Genomic DNA, 15,553 nt, shown 5'->3' on the forward strand with positions numbered 1-15,553 from the left:
AGTTGAGCAACATGAGCAATCTGTTTGATCCAGCACAGGCCGGAGATATTACCCTCGCAAACCGTGTCGTGATGGCACCACTGACACGCAACCGTTCGCCGGGTGAATTCCCGAATGATCTCAATGTCACCTATTATCGCCAGCGCGCGACAGCCGGCCTGATTGTCAGCGAAGGTACCGCAATTACCCAGCAGGGTCAGGGTTATGCCCACGTTCCAGGCCTCTACAAGCCGGAAGCCTTGGCAGGCTGGAAAAAGGTAACGGATGCCGTGCATGAAGAAGGCGGCAAGATTGTTGCCCAGATCTGGCATGTCGGCCGCATCTCGCACACCTCGCTGCAGCCGCAGGAAGGCCAGCCGGTCGCCCCTTCCGCCATTATCGCCAAGTCCAAAACTTACATCATCAATGAAGATGGCACCGGCGCCTTTGCCGAGACGTCCGCCCCCCGGGAGTTGGACAAATCCGACATAACAGCCATCCTCGAGGATTACCGCAAGGCTGCCCGCTTTGCTATTGACGCAGGTTTTGACGGCGTCGAAATCCATGCAGCCAATGGCTACCTCATCGAACAGTTCCTGAAATCCAGTACCAATCAGCGCACCGACGAGTACGGCGGCTCGATTGAGAACCGCAGCCGCTTCCTCCTCGAGGTAGTTGACACGGTTGCCAAGGAAATCGGTGCTGGACGCACTGGCATTCGCCTGTCACCAGTCACCCCGGCAAACGACATCGCCGAACCTGCCCCACAACCGCTCTATGAATATGTCGTAAAGCAGCTTGGCGGCCGCGGCCTGTCCTTTATTCACGTCGTGGAAGGCGCTACAGGCGGTCCACGCGATCTGTCCGATAGCGGCAACCCATTTGACTATGACGCGCTGAGAGCCGCCTACGTCAACGCTGGTGGCAAGGGTCTTTGGATAGCCAACAACGGTTACACCCGCGAAACCGCAATTGACGCGGTTGCCAACGGCAAGGCAGATGCCATCGCCTTTGGCCGTCCGTTCATCGCCAACCCGGACCTGGTGCGTCGCCTCAAGGAGAATGCTGAGCTCAACGCCTTGCAGCCAGAAAAACTTTACGGCGGTGGCGCTGAAGGTTACACCGACTACCCTGCCCTCGCCTGAGCGGTACATAAATCCCACTGCGCAATCAACCGATTGCGCAGTGTCTTTGAATCAATCTCCGAATTACGCCGTCCCAGCCAAAGCACCAGTGATCACAATTCCGTTTCGAAACTGGAATGATTGTAGAAATCCAGCTATACGAAATTGACTAATTTCCTTGCATCTCCATACGGATTTTTATGAACAGCATCGAGCCAAGTTGGGATTTTTACCGCACATTCCTGAGTGTCTTGCGTGACGGTTCTTTGTCCGCTGCCGCCCGTGAACTGGGCATCACCCAACCAACCGCCGGTCGCCATATTGGCGCGCTCGAAGAAACGCTCGGCTACCAGCTTTTTATCCGCTCTCCCCACGGCCTGATGCCGACGGAAGCAGCGCTGGCCCTTCGACCTTACGCCGAAAACCTTGCGGCGACCGCATCGGCACTGTTGCGCGCAGCATCAGGTGAGGTCGGCAAGGTTGAGGGTTCAGTCCGTATCAGCGCCGCCGATATTATCGGCGTTGAAATTTTGCCCGATATCATCGCGGGCCTTCAGGAAAAATATCCGAAGCTGGAAATCGAACTATCGCTTTCCGACACAATAGAAGACCTGCTGCGTCGCGAGGCGGATATTGCCGTTCGCATGACTGAACCGCTGCAGGAAGCACTTGTCATCCGTTATGTCGGCAATATGCGGCTGGGTTTTCACGCCCACAAATCCTATCTTGCCAAGGCGGGTACACCGCAAGAAAAACAGGATCTCAACAGTCATCATCTGATTGGTTTTGACCGGAAAACGCCTTTCATCCGCGGCTTGCTGCAAAAGATGCGCAAGGACAATCCCAGTATTCCCGATGCGGAGGCAATCGGCTTTTCAATAAGGGCGGACAGCAATCTGGCGCAGCTGTCGATGATCCGTGCAGGTGCAGGCATTGGCGTCTGTCAGATCGGCATTGCCAACAGGGAGGACAATCTGGTGCGCATTTTGCCTGCCATCGAAATTCCGCTGTACACCTGGGTTGCCATGCACGAGAACCTGAGGACATCACCCAAGTGTCGCGCGGTTTTCAGCGCGCTTGTCGACGGCTTGAAGGGCCATCTCAAACAAATGGACCCAGAGGCACTAACACATAAGCCCTGAACAACACGGCAGACTGACGCCACCCTGCTATCACAAGGCAGGCAATATCAAGAATTGGGCATACTGGGTACGGTTTCGTCCACAATGACAGCCTCTGGCCGGTCGCCGCCATTGCTGTATTCCTCATGCCAGCGTCCGCGCTCATCCTGGTAGCTGATTTCTTCATCTTCGCCCCCAACCTGCTGCTCCTGCACCACAATGTTGACGGCAGCCAACGCATCGGCATGGCTTGGAAAGGCTTCAGACCAGGCACCATTCATCCTGTAAGCCCAACCGCCATCATGCGGCACAATCTCGTACACCACTTTTGTCATGCGCATTTCCTCCTGTTTTTTGAAGGACATGTCGCTGGCCGCGAGGATGATACAAAGGACATGGCGTCGCGGCATGGCGGCATGTGTCCTTGGGACGGTACTATCCTATTAAAAAGCAAAAAGTGCAAACATCGCTTGATGTACATCACATCACAAACGAAAAAGCCCGGCACGAAGGCCGGGCTTTTCCTTGGTATCAGACAGAATTACTTGCAGGCTGCGCAGAAACGCTGAATGCGCTTGCACGCCTCTTCAAGAAGAGCTTCCGACGTCGCGTAGGAAATGCGGAAGTTCGGGCCAAGACCAAAGGCCGAACCGTGAACCACGGCAACGCCTTCCGTTTCCAGAAGTTCGGACACGAAATCCTCATCGGTCTCAAGAACCTTGCCCGACGGTGCAGTCTTGCCAATCAGGCCAGCGCAGGATGGGTAAACGTAGAACGCACCTTCCGGCGACGGGCAATTGATACCCTTGGCCTGGTTGAGCATCGAAACCACGAGATCACGACGGCCTTCGAAAATCTTCTTGTTGGCCGGAATGAAATCCTGCGTACCGTTCAGCGCCTCAACAGCCGCCCACTGTGCGATCGATGTTGCACCGGAGGTCTGCTGGCCCTGGATCATGTCCATGGCCTTGATCAGCTGCAGTGGACCTGCAGCGTAACCAATGCGCCAGCCGGTCATGGCATAGGCCTTGGAAACGCCGTTCATGGTCAGGGTGCGGTCGTAGAGCGAAGGCTCAACTTCAACCGGTGTGACGAACTTGAAGTCACCATAGGTCAAGTGCTCATACATGTCGTCGGTCAGAACCCAGACATGCGGATGCTTGACCAGAACGTCGGTCAGAGCCTTCAACTCAGCCTGGCTGTAAGCAGCGCCCGATGGGTTGGACGGCGAGTTGAAGATGAACCACTTGGTCTTTGGCGTGATTGCCTTTTCCAGTGCTTCAGGCTTCAGCTTGAAATTGTCTTCCAGCGTGGTGCTGACGAAAACCGGTGTGCCGCCGCAAATGGAAACCATTTCCGGGTAGCTGACCCAGTAAGGTGCAGGGATAACAACTTCATCACCAGCGTTAAGCGTCGCCATGAATGCGTTGAAAAGAATCTGCTTTCCACCGGTACCAACGATTGTCTGCTCTGGCTTGTAGTCAAGACCGTTTTCGCGCTTGAACTTTTCGGCAATTGCCTTGCGCAGTTCAGGAATACCCGAAACTGGCGTGTATTTGGTTTCGCCGCGTTTAATCGCGTCGATGGCAGCTTCCTTGATATTGTCGGGCGTATCGAAATCCGGCTCGCCTGCGCCAAGACCAATAACGTCGCGACCCTGAGCTTTAAGCTCACGAGCTTTCTGAGAAACTGCGATGGTTGCGGATGGCTTTACACGGGAGAGAATGTCGGCAAGGAAGGCCATTTTTATCGGTCCTATTGAAGTTGACATCGGCAGAGGCTCTTCAAGTCACCGTCTGCGGCATGTTCTATGTCGAAAGACTGCCCTGCTTTCAAGCGCAAAAGCACCGCAATATGACAGGTTGACGTCATTTTTCGGTCCCTTGGCCCATAATGGCATCGCTGTTTTTTGGATGCTTAACGGCAAGGTAACGCTTTAGCGATATCGTATATACGATCCAGCGCGGAAGCGAATATTAACTGATATTGTAGCGGCCGATGACCCCAAAGAGCATTTTCTCGAATCTTGCCAAAGAACCGGATGGCACCTGGACAACAGTCTACGGTCCCTTCGTGCTGAAATCCGCGCTCCAGCCAATATTCCGGCGGTTGGGGAACGGGCGATTGAACATCGATTCCTTTGAGGGTCTTGTGCGTCCCTACAAGGCTGACGAAGCGGTATCGCCTGCCGAGTTTTTCCCCTCGGTGAACCCGGTTGATATTGAAGCGATCGACAGTCTGCTGCGGACCCTGCACATCCTCAACACAGGATATCTTGATCGCAGCAAGGCGCGTATCTTCGTCAACTTTCATCCCGGCCTTTTCCGCACACCGGGAAAGATGCGTCAGGAAGTAGAACGCATGCGCCTTGCCGCACATGAGGCTGGCATGACGCCTGATCGCATCGTGTGCGAGTTCTCCGACAAGAAGGCTGAGGACACCCAGCTGATCGCCGATTTCGCCAGTCATATGCATGCTATTGGTTTTCGCGTTGCCATTGATGATTATGGCGCTGGCGATTCCGATATTGAGCGCGTGAAACTGGTCAAGCCGGACTATGTGAAGTTTGAAGCCAGTTGGGTGCGCGACTTCATGAGCAACTCGGCGGGTGCCGCACTGCTGCGGGTCATCGTCAGACAGTTCATGGACGACGGCATAGAGCCGGTTTTCGAAGCATTGGAAGAAAACTGGCAAGTCGAACTCTGTGGTGATCTCGGCGTAAACTTAATGCAGGGATATGCACTGGCCCGCCCCGAACTCGCACCAACCACCTTTGACGAGCGTTTCCCCGAACTCGATGAACACGGCCGGATCATCTACTCCGGTGTCGACCAGGTTCAGCAGCACCTCTACCGAGACGTTACACCTGTGGAAAGTCGCATTCTGCGACCTACCAGGGCCTTTGGAAAACGCAAGAATTGACCGCATTTTGCGGGCAAAATCCGCTTGCCACAATATGACCATGATAATTGCGGGTTAAAGTCCAAATTCGGTCGCCAAGCAGTCCACATCACAGCCTTTATTCCCTTCATAAGACAGAGGGAATCGAAACATGTTCATTGAAGATCAACAGACAGCACAGCGCGTAAGAACACGCAGAACATTGTTTTCGTTGTGGATGGCAATTGCAGCCCTGACGGTTATCGTCACCATGGCAGCTGGCCTTGCCACCTCTGCCCACGCCTCCGAAATATCGATGGTCATGCAGTCCGTTCCATCAAGCGCAGTGGCGCTGTCTGAGGGCCTCAATGACCGTGTTGTGCTGATGGCATGTCTTGTTGCTTCTTTCCTGCTGATGATGAGCGGAACGGCAGCCTTGGCACGCAGAAGCCTGAAGGACGTTGCCAAAGACCATGTCAATGGCCGCACCTGATCTAAAAACTCTGTCGATCAGCAAGTCGTGAACACCAAAAGGTTGAAACCTTTTACCAGCAATGCACATTTAGCCCGGCACCACACCACAGGGCGCAATTCGAATTATCGAACGAAAGACCGGCGCTCCAGATTTTACTTTGATGCATAATCTTGGCCGGTCCTTATATGCCTGCCACGGGTTACGCTCTGAACGGAGATAATCCATGACGGAAAGCCGCCATCGCCCCTCCGCGATACTGGGTAAATTCACAGCGCACCACCTCCCTCTGGCTGCTCTGATTGCGAGCGCCTCCCAGCTGCTGCCCATCTTTTCTTATGCGGCTGACGATGTAAGACAGGAAAAAACCGAAAAAGCCGACATTGCGGTACAGATTGTGGCATCCGGTCTGGAAAATCCCTGGTCGGTCGAAGTGTTGCCGGATGGCTCTTATATCGTCACTGAACGTGCCGGTCGCATGAGGATCATCCAGGACGGCAAACCGTCTGCACCACTTGCTGGCCTGCCGGCGATATCGGCTGGCGGCCAAGGTGGATTGCTCGACATCGCGCTTGATCCGAAATTTGCTGAAAACAGAACGCTTTATTTCACAGCCTCCATCAATGGTGATGGCGGACGCGGCACGGCTGTGTTTCGTGCAAAACTGGCGCCAGACAATTCACGCCTTGAGGGCGCTGAACGTCTATTTGCAATGAACCGCTTTACCGGCACCGGCCAGCATTTTGGTTCACGGATCGCAATCTCCAGCGATGGCAAATTGTTCTTCGGCATTGGCGACCGGGGTGATGGTGATCGGGCTCAGGATCCCAAGGACCATGCTGGCAAGATCTTGCGTATCGAGACAGATGGTAAGATCCCCGCAGACAACCCTTACGCTGTAAATGGTAAAGGTGCGCCAGAAGTCTGGTCCATTGGCCATCGTAACCCGCAAGGATTGGCTTTCGACACCAAAGACGGCACCCTGTTCACGGTAGAACATGGTGCCCGCGGCGGCGATGAAATCAACATCCCGCAACCCGGTGGCAATTTCGGTTGGCCTGTCATTTCCTATGGCAAACATTATTCCGGTCAGGACTTCCCTGGGGGGACCTCACAGGAAGGTATGATACAGCCTGACTATTATTGGGATCCCTCGATCGCACCCGGCGCCATTGCCGTTTATCACGGCGCCATGTTCCCGGAATGGGATGGCAGCCTGTTTGTCACCGCATTGAAATATCAGTTGCTTGTGCGGCTGGAGCGAGATGAAAGCGGCAAGATAGCCTCGGAAGAACGTATGCTGAAAGGCGATTACGGCCGTATGCGTGACGTTGTCGTTGCCCCCGATGGCGCGCTTCTCATCTTAACCGATGACAGCAACGGTTCTCTTTTAAGAGTATCACGCGCCAACGCCTCCTGAGCTTTGAGACAATCAGCACGTTGCGTGTCACAATTAAACGCAACGTGTTGAAAGCCCCCACATCAAAGCGATCAGGGCAGCTTGCCGGACGTTCTGTGACCTGATAGAGCCAAGCCATCACAATCACAGATCTGCAATATATATGTGCTGAATACCGTTATCAGGTTCCCCGCACTTATGGATCGTTTGGGCAATCATGACGCGCGTTCAGGCCAATCTTATTCTGCTTCTTGCGGCTGCCATTTGGGGTGGCGGTTTTGTTGCACAATCAACTGCCATGCAGAATATCGGACCTTTCTGGTTCGTCGGCCTGCGGTTTGGCATTGCGGCGCTGGCTGTGCTGCCGTTTGCGTTGATGGAAGCTCGCAAGATGAAAAGCCTGCCAACCGGCAAGGAGCTTTCCGGCTTCGGCCTAGTCGGTCTCGCATTGCTCGGTGGCGCCATTACACAGCAGATTGGCCTTGTGACAACAACGGTTACCAATAGTGGCTTTCTGACCGGCCTTTACGTGATCTTCGTTCCGGTGATCGCTGTTGTTGTCTATCGCCGTTTTCCGCACTGGATTGTCTGGCCCGGCGCGCTGATGATGTTGGGCGGGATTTTCCTGTTATCCGGCGGCACCTTCAGCAAGTTGAATGGCGGCGATATCTTCTCGATTATCTGCGCCTTCTTCTGGGCAATCCAGATCACGCTGGCAGGACGGTTCGTCACTACGAGCAATCGACCGCTTGCCCTCTCCTGCGTCCAGTTTGCCGTGTGCTCCATATTATGCTGCTTGATGGCAACCGTTATGGAGCCCTTCTCGCTCAACGCCATTTCCAACGCATGGCGTGAAATCCTCTATGTCGGCCTGGTATCGTCAGGCCTTGCCTTTGTGCTGCAGGTTATCGGACAGCGTTATACGACGGCTCCGCAGGCCGCGATCTTCCTGTCATCAGAGGCACTGTTTGCCGCCATGTTTGCAGCAGCGTTTTTGGGTGAAACCTTGAGCGGCATTGGTTACATTGGATGCGCGCTGATCTTCGTAACCATACTGCTTGTGGAGCTTGTACCGGAGTTCACCCGACAAAGGTCGGCGGTATACACGCAATAAAAGTGTATTTTTAATTTTTTTCGATTTTTCGCCAAGAACTACGCTTTTTGCGCGTAAAATAATAAAAAATCCCGAATGGCGCGATGCTTTTTCCGATGTTAGCGTAAACATAGAAAAAAAGCCTCACACGGTGATTCATAGCCATAAGATGACAGCTATCCGAATAAACAACGGATAAAAACTTTTGCTTGCCAATTTTCTATAAACACAGCACTCTGTTGCGGTTCGGGCAATTTGCGAGCATGGGAAGACCTAAATAATATGCGAACCGGAGGCGCCAAAACTCCGGACGGGGAATAATTAAAGGACGAAAACCTTCAAATATATTTCTCGTGAGTAAGGAGGTCCCTTTTCTCACCATTCAAGAACTGCCTGCCGTACGCCCTTTGGGCAAAACTGAAATGCTGCCTGACGCTGAACACAGGCAGAGCGAAAAGGACCTGATGCATGGCCGAGACTGGCACCGTAAAATTCTTCAACACAGACAAAGGCTTCGGCTTCATCAAGCCAGACAATGGTGGCGCTGATATCTTTGTACACATCTCTGCTGTACAGGCTTCCGGCCTGTCCGGTCTTTCAGAAAACCAGAAAGTGAGCTTCGACACGGAACCTGATCGTCGCGGCAAAGGCCCAAAAGCAGTCAATCTTCAGATTGCTGGCTGAGCCAAAGGACGACTTTCCCGTCCAGTTGAAGCCCGGCAGGAATGCCGGGTTTTTTTATGTCGGCATTTGGCTGGCAAAAGACCTGCGATTTAACATCTCCGCAGACATCAGTTCCCTATAACGCCCCTGTTCAGCAGCCGCTTTCCGAAAACCGCAACCGGTTTTCGGAAAGCGTGATGGGGTGTTTCAAAGACCGCGCAGGTAAGGGTTTGTACGGCGCTCTTCCCCGATACGGCCACCTGGTCCGTGGCCACAGATAAAGCCGACCTCATCGCCCAGCGGAAACAGCTTGTCACGAATGGATGCCATCAACTGATCATGGTTGCCACCGGGCAAATCGGTGCGTCCGACAGAACCGGCAAACAGCACATCACCCACATGGGCAAAGCCCTGCGCACGGTTGTAATAAATCACATGCCCCGGCGCGTGGCCCGGCGTGTGGTAGACCTCAAATACATGCTCGCCGAACGAAACAGTCTGCCCCTCTTCCAGCCAGCGATCAGGGATGACATTCTGCAGGCCTTCAATGCCGTATGTCTCGGTCTGCGTTTCAATGCGCTCGAGCAGCGGAAGATCGTCCTTGTGGGGACCGACAATATCGAGCGACAGTTTTTCTTTCAGCTCCTTGGCACCACCAGCATGATCGAGATGACCATGTGTCAGCCAGATTTCCTTGAGCTTGATGCCGTTTTCTTCGATGGTCTGAACAATAACGTCAACATCACCACCCGGATCGACAATCACGCCCTCTTTGGTGTCCGCATCAAACAGAATGGTGCAGTTTTGCTGAAACGGCGTCACCGGAATAATCCCGGCCTGAAGTTTTCCCATGATCATCTCCAAAGGTTCTGGGTCAGGTGGTGCCTTTGTATACGGAGGGTCGCTCCAGCACACAATCCAGTAGCTGCAACAACCACCATCAAGCTCTTTTGAGTAGACAAAAAGAATGCCGCTAAAACAGAAACTTACTGAAAAAATGCGCGAGTTTCAGGAACAGGCCCAGCGGAAAGGCGTTCTATTCCCAGTCATAAACGGAGTGATAATGATGACGCATAAGCTCAAACTACTCATCGCCGGCAGCTTTTTGGCGCTGATGGCAGGTGGAGCCAGTGCCGCAATGGTTGCCACCACCGCCGATGATATTTCGGTGCGTTCCGGCCCCGGCGAAGAATATGAAGAAGTTGGCCTTGCCACCCGTGGCAGCAGCGGCGTTCTCGACGGATGCCTCGAAGGCAGTAGCTGGTGCCGCATGGACATTAACGGCATGCGCGGCTGGGTATACGCTGAACAGCTCAACGTAATGTACGAAGGTTCACCAGTCGTTCTGGAGCAGCATATGTCCGAACTGGATGTTCCAGTTGTCGCTTTTGAGAAAACTGGCAGCATTAACGTCCCACAGCCAGGTCCAGGTGACGAGAAGCTGGGTCGCGTCGAGGATATCGATGCGATAACACCACCAGAAAACATCATCACCTACATCGACCAGAACCCTGCGCAGGAAGTTGAGGTCCAAGGTGACGTTGTCATCGGCAGCGCGGTTCCGGCCGAAGCACCGCTGATCGCCATCCCGGATTACCAGTACCGTTATGTGCGCGTAAACAATGTACCCGTACTGGTAGAGCCTGAAAGCCGCCGCATCGTTTATATTTATCAATAAACGCCACGGCATTTCTGGCTGGAAATGGAGCGCGAGAGATCGCGCTCTTTTTTCATTTAACCATAGGACCTAGAAGGCTGGCATCTCACAGAAACCGTCACTGAAAGTTGTCTTTACAGATTGATGTGGTTGCTACCGCATATTATGCACGGCAACACAAAATGATTGATTGCATCCTCCCGCAAACATCGAATTTCAGTTAGTATCTGCCGGGATTCGAAAGACCGGACATGTAAGGAAATACGGTGCCACCGCAGTCGCTGAAAAAAGCCGCCAAGGAACTTCATAAACTTCCAAGTGTGGATGAAGGCAAAATCGATTTTGAAACAATCGAGGCTTTGTTTTTTGCCTACAGGGACTTCGTGTCTGACCCTGACGCTATTCTGGAAAAGCTGGATTACGGACGCGCCCATCACCGTGTCGTATATTTCGTCAGCCGCCATCCGGGAATGACCGTGGCAGACCTTCTCGACACCTTGCAAATCACCAAACAGAGCCTGGCGCGTGTTCTCAAGCAATTGATCGACGATGGTTATATTCGTCAGATGACGGGTCCGGAAGACCGTCGCCAGCGCAGGCTTTATCCGACACTGACCGGGCGTGAACTTGCCCTGGCACTCAGCGAGCCACAATCCCGTCGCATTGACCATGCGCTTGATGGTATGAAACCGGAAGCACGCACCTTCATACGTGAGTTTCTGAAACGCATGCGGACACCAGCGCCGACAGCAGCGGAGGAATGACATGCCGAAGGCTGAGCAGAAGCAGCAACCAGCAGCCGACGATGCAGCACATTTGCTGATTGTCGATGATGACGCCCGCATTCGTGAACTGCTCCAGCGTTTCCTTGGCGAAAAGGGATACCGCGTCACCGTTGCGGCGGATGCGGCCGAAGCCCGTCGCAAGATGGAAGGCATTCGTTTCGACCTGTTGATCCTCGACGTGATGATGCCGGGTGAAAACGGCCTGTCCCTCACCCGCTCGCTCAACGAAAACAAATCCGTGCCGGTAATCCTTCTTACCGCACGGTCTGAGGCGGACGCTCGTATTGCCGGACTTGAGGCCGGCGCGGACGATTACCTTGCAAAGCCATTTGACCCGCGCGAACTGGTGCTGCGTATCAACAACATCCTGCGCCGCAATGCATCGCCAGACACACCCAAAATCGAACAGGTGATGTTTGGTCCTTACAGCTTCTCCATTCCGCGAAAGGAACTGCGCAAGGGACCTGAGACGATAAGGCTTACCGATCGTGAGCAGGACATCATGCTGCTGTTTGCCCTGCGGTCTGGAGAAACCATTCCACGCCACGAGTTGGTAGACACCGATGCCGATGTTGGGGAACGCACGATCGACGTGCAGATCAACCGTCTGCGCCGCAAGATCGAGGATGACCCGGCAAATCCTGTCTATTTGCAGACGGTACGCGGCATTGGTTACCGTTTGAGCATCGATTGATATAACCAGCCAGCCCACAACGCAGGCACTATCTGAACGCCGGAAAGGTTATGACGACCATGGCGAGCCTTGATTTCATGAACAAGATTCAGAACAGCAACATCTGGTCGTGGTGGCGTTTCGCAGCCCGCTGGCTGCGGCACTGGCTACCCACAGGGCTTTACACCCGTTCTCTGCTGATCATCATCTTGCCGATGATATTGCTGCAGGCTGTTGTCGTCACCCTTGTGATGGAACGTCACTGGCAAATGGTAACCGAGCGCCTGTCTGCCGGGGTCACGCGCGATATCGCCGCCATTATCGAAATTCTGGAGACGGAAGAAGACGAGGCCGATGAGGCACGCATTGTGCGGATTGCCCGTGAGAAGCTGGATCTCAGCATCTACATCGAACCGAAACAGGAACTGCCCGCCCCGCTTCCCCGGCAATACTTCTCCATTCTCGACAATATTCTGGAAGACCAGATCACATTGCAGATCGGCAAGCCGTTCTGGATCGACACCTATGGCAACGGATCACTGGTCGAAATCCGTATCCAGCTTGAAGACCACACCTTGCGTGTCTTCACCCGCCGCAACCAGGCCTACGCCTCCAACACGCATATCTTCATTGTCTGGATGGTTGGCGCCTCGCTGGTTCTGGTCGGCATTTCCGTCCTGTTCCTGCGTGGTCAAATTCGGCCGATCCTGTCGCTGGCGCAGGCTGCAGAAAGCTTCGGCAAGGGTCAGAAGATCATGCAGTACACACCACGCGGTGCCGATGAGGTACGCCGCGCCGGTCTGGCCTTCATTCTGATGCGGGAACGTATTGAAAGACAGCTTGAGCAACGAACGGCGATGCTGAATGGCGTCAGTCATGACCTTCGCACCATTCTGACGCGCTTTAAGCTGCAGTTGGCGCTGGCAGGCGAAAGTGCGGGGCTCGAAGAACTGGACCGTGATGTCGATGACATGCAGTCGATGCTGGAAGCCTACCTCACCTTCGCCCGGGATGGCGCAGAAGAAGATATAGGCAAACTCGAGATCTCACAGGTTCTGGAAAAACTGCGTATTGATTTCGATTTGCACGACAAGGTCATGACCTACAATATCTACGGAAGTGATGTGATCGCAGCCCGGCCCAACGCCTTTGCAAGGCTTATCGGCAACATTGCCGGCAATGCCCAGCGTTATGCCAATACGCTACATGTCGATGTGCGCCACGCACCCAAATCCGTTATTCTGACATTTGATGATGATGGTCCCGGTATTCCGGAAGAACTGCGCGAAGACGTGTTCAAGCCCTTCTTCCGGCTGGATGAGGCCCGCAACCTCAATTCATCAGGAACCGGCCTTGGTCTGTCAATCGTCAAGGATATTGCCATCAGCCATGGTGGTGAGGTGACGCTGGATAACAGCCCGCTCGGCGGACTTCGTGTTGTCGTCAGAATCCCAGCTTAACACACACAGCAGTATGCGATCTTGGGCACGGGACGGATAAGAGCTTTGTCAGGTCAGACGTGCGTCTCAGCACATCTTCTGGCCATTCGGCACAGGCTGCTCAACCGCCGCCAGAACGATGTCCCCATTGGCATCGGCAAAGCCGAGCGTCAGAACTTCGGAACGCACAGGACCGATCTGACGCGGTGGGAAATTCACAACCGCCAACACCTGTCGGCCGACAAGGTTCTCAAGAGTATAATGCACGGTGATCTGTGCCGATGATTTCTTGACGCCGATCTCGGCACCAAAATCTATCTTGAGTTTGAAAGCTGGTTTGCGTGCTTCAGGGAAAGGCTCTGCCTCAATGATCGTTCCAACGCGGATATCGACCTTTTCAAAGTCAGCGTAGTTTATCTCTTGAGACATGAAATCCTACCCACAATTCTGCGCAGTGAAATGAAGCAACCCCAACCCGAAAATGACAGGGCAAGGGCCCCGCTTCAGTTGGCCAGTTCTTCTGCCCGTTTACGGGCCGCAGCGATAGCTTCGTCAAAAAGCGGCTGCATGCCCTCCGGCGCCATCAGCACCGACAAGGCGGCGGCGGTCGTACCGCCGGGCGATGTCACATTCTGTCTTAGGCGAGACGCGTCTTCGGGGGACTGATGAAGCAGTTCACCAGCCCCCGCGACAGTCTCTCGCGCAAGTCGCATAGCGAGGTCCGCAGGCAGGCCAAGTTTTCGACCAGCCTCCGCCATGCATTCCACGAGATAAAAGACATAGGCCGGACCACTGCCGGAGACGGCGGTGACGGCATCGATATCGCCCTCGCCAGCAACCCATTCAACAGGGCCACTGACTTTGAGAAGATTGTGAACCTGAGTGCGCTGCTCTTCGCTGACGGCGGCGTTGGCATAAGCGCCTGTGACGCCGCGACCAACCATGGCTGGTGTATTGGGCATGGCACGCACCATGGCGGCGGCACCCAGTTGCGTCTCAAGATAGCTCAGAGTTTTACCGGCCGCGATCGACACGATAACCGTGTCGCTGCCAACCAGCTTCTTGATCGATGGCAGAACCGTATCCATCAGCTGCGGCTTGACAGCAAGAAACACGATACCAGCCGTCATGCCATCCGGTGGGGTAACCGAGTGGGTCGCACCCGCCTCGGCAATCATCCGTTTCATGGCATCGGATGGGTTGGGATCGAGAACAACGACGGACGCACCGGCAACACCCTTCTTGAGCCAGCCGGACAGCATGGCGCCACCCATATTGCCAGCTCCAACAAGAACGAGAGGCCTGCCTGCCGTCGTGACCATATCAGGCTTCTCCAACCGTCTCGAACAGGGCCACATCCATGGCCTGTTTTGCGTCCATGCCGGACCACACAACAAACTGGAAGGCCTGGAAGTAGGCTTCGCAAGCGTCGAGTGCGCTGGAAAGCAGCACTTCAACCTGCTGGTTGGTTGGCTCTGCACCGCCGGCAAGCAACAGTGACTGACGGAAGATCACGACATCTTCCTGACGCCACAGATCAAAGTGCCCCATCAACGTTTGTCCGTTGACGAGCGACAGCAACCGAATGACTTCGTTGATCCGTCTCTCTGGGACCTTGATGTCGAAAGCGCAGGCAAGATGCAGCGCTTCAAACTGTTCCATCCACGAGAACGAGACGTGATAATCAGTCCAGCGTCCTTCCACCGTCATGGCAATCTCGTCTTCACCGGATCGCTCGAACGACCAGTCGTTCAAGGAGGCGACGAACTCGATCATATCAACCGGGTTCGTCTGACGTTCAGCTTCAATTTCCACTAGGCTCATACGGCACCTTCTCAACCGGAATGGATTGCGCAGTTTCGTACACAAGGAACAAAACTCACACATACACCCGACACAACATTTGGGACGATTGCCCGAGCCGCCAGAATAACGCAGTCACCCTGTCTGGAGCTTACCAGGTTCGTTTCGAATCATCATTTAAAATCAGTGTATAACGACCGAGTCCGGCTGCCACCCCCTCCTTTGCTAATTTGCGGAATAGGCAGTGGATAGAAGTTGTGACGCGATATCAGTTCAGAGTCATAACCGACTCTGGCGATTGAACTTTTCGCCAATGTCCACAGACCGGAAAATTTTCAGATTTTTTTATCTATTGACGCCAAATAACAGATTCGAATGCCCAAACCGGCCTGTGGACATCTCCGCACGAGGCCCAGGAATCAAAAATGCCGGACCAAACCGGCCCGGCATTCAACAGAATCAACG

Annotated in this window: 17 protein-coding genes; 11 read left to right on the top strand and 6 right to left on the bottom strand. The window is 54.1% G+C overall.

Annotation, left to right across the window (positions count from 1 at the left end; genetic code table 11):
• The first annotated feature begins 11 nt into the window (after positions 1-11).
• Both ACZ5FM_RS10945 and ACZ5FM_RS10950 read left to right on the top strand, forming a co-directional pair.
• Positions 12-1,124 (top strand): alkene reductase, encoded by a 1,113-nt coding sequence (locus ACZ5FM_RS10945; protein WP_250981935.1) that lies wholly within the window; start codon positions 12-14, stop codon positions 1,122-1,124.
• A 179-nt stretch (positions 1,125-1,303) separates the two neighbouring features.
• A complete protein-coding gene (locus ACZ5FM_RS10950; RefSeq protein WP_250981936.1) occupies positions 1,304-2,245 on the top strand; it encodes a LysR family transcriptional regulator in 942 nt (313 codons plus the stop codon).
• A gap of 47 nt (positions 2,246-2,292) precedes the next feature.
• On the opposite strand, the gene ACZ5FM_RS10955 is transcribed toward ACZ5FM_RS10950, so the two are convergent.
• Positions 2,293-2,559, bottom strand: a complete 267-nt coding sequence (locus ACZ5FM_RS10955; RefSeq protein WP_464038676.1) for a DUF2188 domain-containing protein — start codon at positions 2,557-2,559, stop codon at positions 2,293-2,295.
• Between the two features lie 206 nt (positions 2,560-2,765).
• Complete coding sequence (locus ACZ5FM_RS10960) at positions 2,766-3,968, bottom strand: pyridoxal phosphate-dependent aminotransferase (RefSeq protein ID WP_192488863.1); 1,203 nt, start codon at positions 3,966-3,968, stop codon at positions 2,766-2,768.
• A gap of 254 nt (positions 3,969-4,222) precedes the next feature.
• Here ACZ5FM_RS10960 and ACZ5FM_RS10965 point away from each other — a divergent pair, with 254 nt between their 5' ends.
• The 5 genes from ACZ5FM_RS10965 to ACZ5FM_RS10985 all read left to right on the top strand — a co-directional run bounded on the left by ACZ5FM_RS10965 (position 4,223) and on the right by ACZ5FM_RS10985 (position 8,752).
• Positions 4,223-5,146: an EAL domain-containing protein gene (locus ACZ5FM_RS10965; RefSeq protein WP_275641676.1), complete on the top strand. Its 924-nt coding sequence runs from the start codon at positions 4,223-4,225 to the stop codon at positions 5,144-5,146.
• A 130-nt stretch (positions 5,147-5,276) separates the two neighbouring features.
• Entirely contained in the window at positions 5,277-5,597 is a 321-nt protein-coding gene (locus ACZ5FM_RS10970; RefSeq protein ID WP_250981939.1) for a hypothetical protein, read from the top strand.
• 205 nt (positions 5,598-5,802) lie between these two features.
• The gene (locus tag ACZ5FM_RS10975) at positions 5,803-6,996 is read left to right on the top strand and encodes a PQQ-dependent sugar dehydrogenase (RefSeq protein WP_464038677.1); all 1,194 of its coding nucleotides are present in this window, start codon (positions 5,803-5,805) and stop codon (positions 6,994-6,996) included.
• Positions 6,997-7,192: 196 nt separating this feature from the next.
• The gene (locus ACZ5FM_RS10980; protein ID WP_250981941.1) at positions 7,193-8,089 is read left to right on the top strand and encodes a DMT family transporter; all 897 of its coding nucleotides are present in this window, start codon (positions 7,193-7,195) and stop codon (positions 8,087-8,089) included.
• 447 nt (positions 8,090-8,536) lie between these two features.
• Complete coding sequence (locus ACZ5FM_RS10985; RefSeq protein WP_003494703.1) at positions 8,537-8,752, top strand: cold-shock protein; 216 nt, start codon at positions 8,537-8,539, stop codon at positions 8,750-8,752.
• Between the two features lie 186 nt (positions 8,753-8,938).
• On the opposite strand, the gene ACZ5FM_RS10990 is transcribed toward ACZ5FM_RS10985, so the two are convergent.
• Positions 8,939-9,583: an MBL fold metallo-hydrolase gene (locus ACZ5FM_RS10990; protein WP_464038678.1), complete on the bottom strand. Its 645-nt coding sequence runs from the start codon at positions 9,581-9,583 to the stop codon at positions 8,939-8,941.
• A 214-nt stretch (positions 9,584-9,797) separates the two neighbouring features.
• Here ACZ5FM_RS10990 and ACZ5FM_RS10995 point away from each other — a divergent pair, with 214 nt between their 5' ends.
• The 4 genes from ACZ5FM_RS10995 to ACZ5FM_RS11010 all read left to right on the top strand — a co-directional run bounded on the left by ACZ5FM_RS10995 (position 9,798) and on the right by ACZ5FM_RS11010 (position 13,306).
• Positions 9,798-10,409, top strand: coding sequence for a DUF1236 domain-containing protein (locus ACZ5FM_RS10995; protein WP_192488862.1), 612 nt, complete (start codon positions 9,798-9,800; stop codon positions 10,407-10,409).
• A gap of 245 nt (positions 10,410-10,654) precedes the next feature.
• Positions 10,655-11,152: a MarR family winged helix-turn-helix transcriptional regulator gene (locus tag ACZ5FM_RS11000; protein WP_192488431.1), complete on the top strand. Its 498-nt coding sequence runs from the start codon at positions 10,655-10,657 to the stop codon at positions 11,150-11,152.
• 1 nt (position 11,153) lies between these two features.
• Positions 11,154-11,867, top strand: a complete 714-nt coding sequence (locus tag ACZ5FM_RS11005; protein WP_192488430.1) for a response regulator — start codon at positions 11,154-11,156, stop codon at positions 11,865-11,867.
• Positions 11,868-11,926: 59 nt separating this feature from the next.
• Complete coding sequence (locus ACZ5FM_RS11010) at positions 11,927-13,306, top strand: ATP-binding protein (RefSeq protein WP_464040453.1); 1,380 nt, start codon at positions 11,927-11,929, stop codon at positions 13,304-13,306.
• A gap of 66 nt (positions 13,307-13,372) precedes the next feature.
• Here ACZ5FM_RS11010 and ACZ5FM_RS11015 read toward each other — a convergent pair whose 3' ends face one another.
• The 3 genes from ACZ5FM_RS11015 to ACZ5FM_RS11025 form a co-directional block, all read right to left on the bottom strand.
• Positions 13,373-13,714 carry a tRNA-binding protein gene (locus ACZ5FM_RS11015; RefSeq protein WP_312945450.1) on the bottom strand — a complete coding sequence of 114 codons (342 nt, stop codon included), beginning with the start codon at positions 13,712-13,714 and terminating at the stop codon, positions 13,373-13,375.
• A gap of 74 nt (positions 13,715-13,788) precedes the next feature.
• Complete coding sequence (gene proC, locus ACZ5FM_RS11020) at positions 13,789-14,607, bottom strand: pyrroline-5-carboxylate reductase (RefSeq protein ID WP_250981944.1); 819 nt, start codon at positions 14,605-14,607, stop codon at positions 13,789-13,791.
• A gap of 1 nt (position 14,608) precedes the next feature.
• Positions 14,609-15,109 (bottom strand): type III secretion system chaperone family protein, encoded by a 501-nt coding sequence (locus ACZ5FM_RS11025; protein ID WP_192488427.1) that lies wholly within the window; start codon positions 15,107-15,109, stop codon positions 14,609-14,611.
• Positions 15,110-15,553: the final 444 nt, after the last annotated feature.

Source organism: Agrobacterium sp. 5Ca50 (assembly GCF_055381905.1).

Bases quoted from the DNA above. Each gene is read 5' to 3' on its own strand.
- ACZ5FM_RS10980 (WP_250981941.1), top strand. From the start codon at position 7,193: ATGACGCGCGTTCAGGCCAATCTTATTCTGCTTCTTGCGGCTGCCATT.
- proC (WP_250981944.1), bottom strand. From the start codon at position 14,607: ATGGTCACGACGGCAGGCAGGCCTCTCGTTCTTGTTGGAGCTGGCAAT.
- ACZ5FM_RS11005 (WP_192488430.1), top strand. From the start codon at position 11,154: ATGCCGAAGGCTGAGCAGAAGCAGCAACCAGCAGCCGACGATGCAGCA.
- ACZ5FM_RS10955 (WP_464038676.1), bottom strand. From the start codon at position 2,559: ATGACAAAAGTGGTGTACGAGATTGTGCCGCATGATGGCGGTTGGGCT.
- ACZ5FM_RS10970 (WP_250981939.1), top strand. From the start codon at position 5,277: ATGTTCATTGAAGATCAACAGACAGCACAGCGCGTAAGAACACGCAGA.
- ACZ5FM_RS11025 (WP_192488427.1), bottom strand. From the start codon at position 15,109: ATGAGCCTAGTGGAAATTGAAGCTGAACGTCAGACGAACCCGGTTGAT.
- ACZ5FM_RS11010 (WP_464040453.1), top strand. From the start codon at position 11,927: ATGGCGAGCCTTGATTTCATGAACAAGATTCAGAACAGCAACATCTGG.
- ACZ5FM_RS11015 (WP_312945450.1), bottom strand. From the start codon at position 13,714: ATGTCTCAAGAGATAAACTACGCTGACTTTGAAAAGGTCGATATCCGC.
- ACZ5FM_RS10965 (WP_275641676.1), top strand. From the start codon at position 4,223: ATGACCCCAAAGAGCATTTTCTCGAATCTTGCCAAAGAACCGGATGGC.
- ACZ5FM_RS10960 (WP_192488863.1), bottom strand. From the start codon at position 3,968: ATGGCCTTCCTTGCCGACATTCTCTCCCGTGTAAAGCCATCCGCAACC.
- ACZ5FM_RS10950 (WP_250981936.1), top strand. From the start codon at position 1,304: ATGAACAGCATCGAGCCAAGTTGGGATTTTTACCGCACATTCCTGAGT.
- ACZ5FM_RS10990 (WP_464038678.1), bottom strand. From the start codon at position 9,583: ATGGGAAAACTTCAGGCCGGGATTATTCCGGTGACGCCGTTTCAGCAA.
- ACZ5FM_RS10945 (WP_250981935.1), top strand. From the start codon at position 12: ATGAGCAATCTGTTTGATCCAGCACAGGCCGGAGATATTACCCTCGCA.
- ACZ5FM_RS10985 (WP_003494703.1), top strand. From the start codon at position 8,537: ATGGCCGAGACTGGCACCGTAAAATTCTTCAACACAGACAAAGGCTTC.
- ACZ5FM_RS10975 (WP_464038677.1), top strand. From the start codon at position 5,803: ATGACGGAAAGCCGCCATCGCCCCTCCGCGATACTGGGTAAATTCACA.
- ACZ5FM_RS10995 (WP_192488862.1), top strand. From the start codon at position 9,798: ATGACGCATAAGCTCAAACTACTCATCGCCGGCAGCTTTTTGGCGCTG.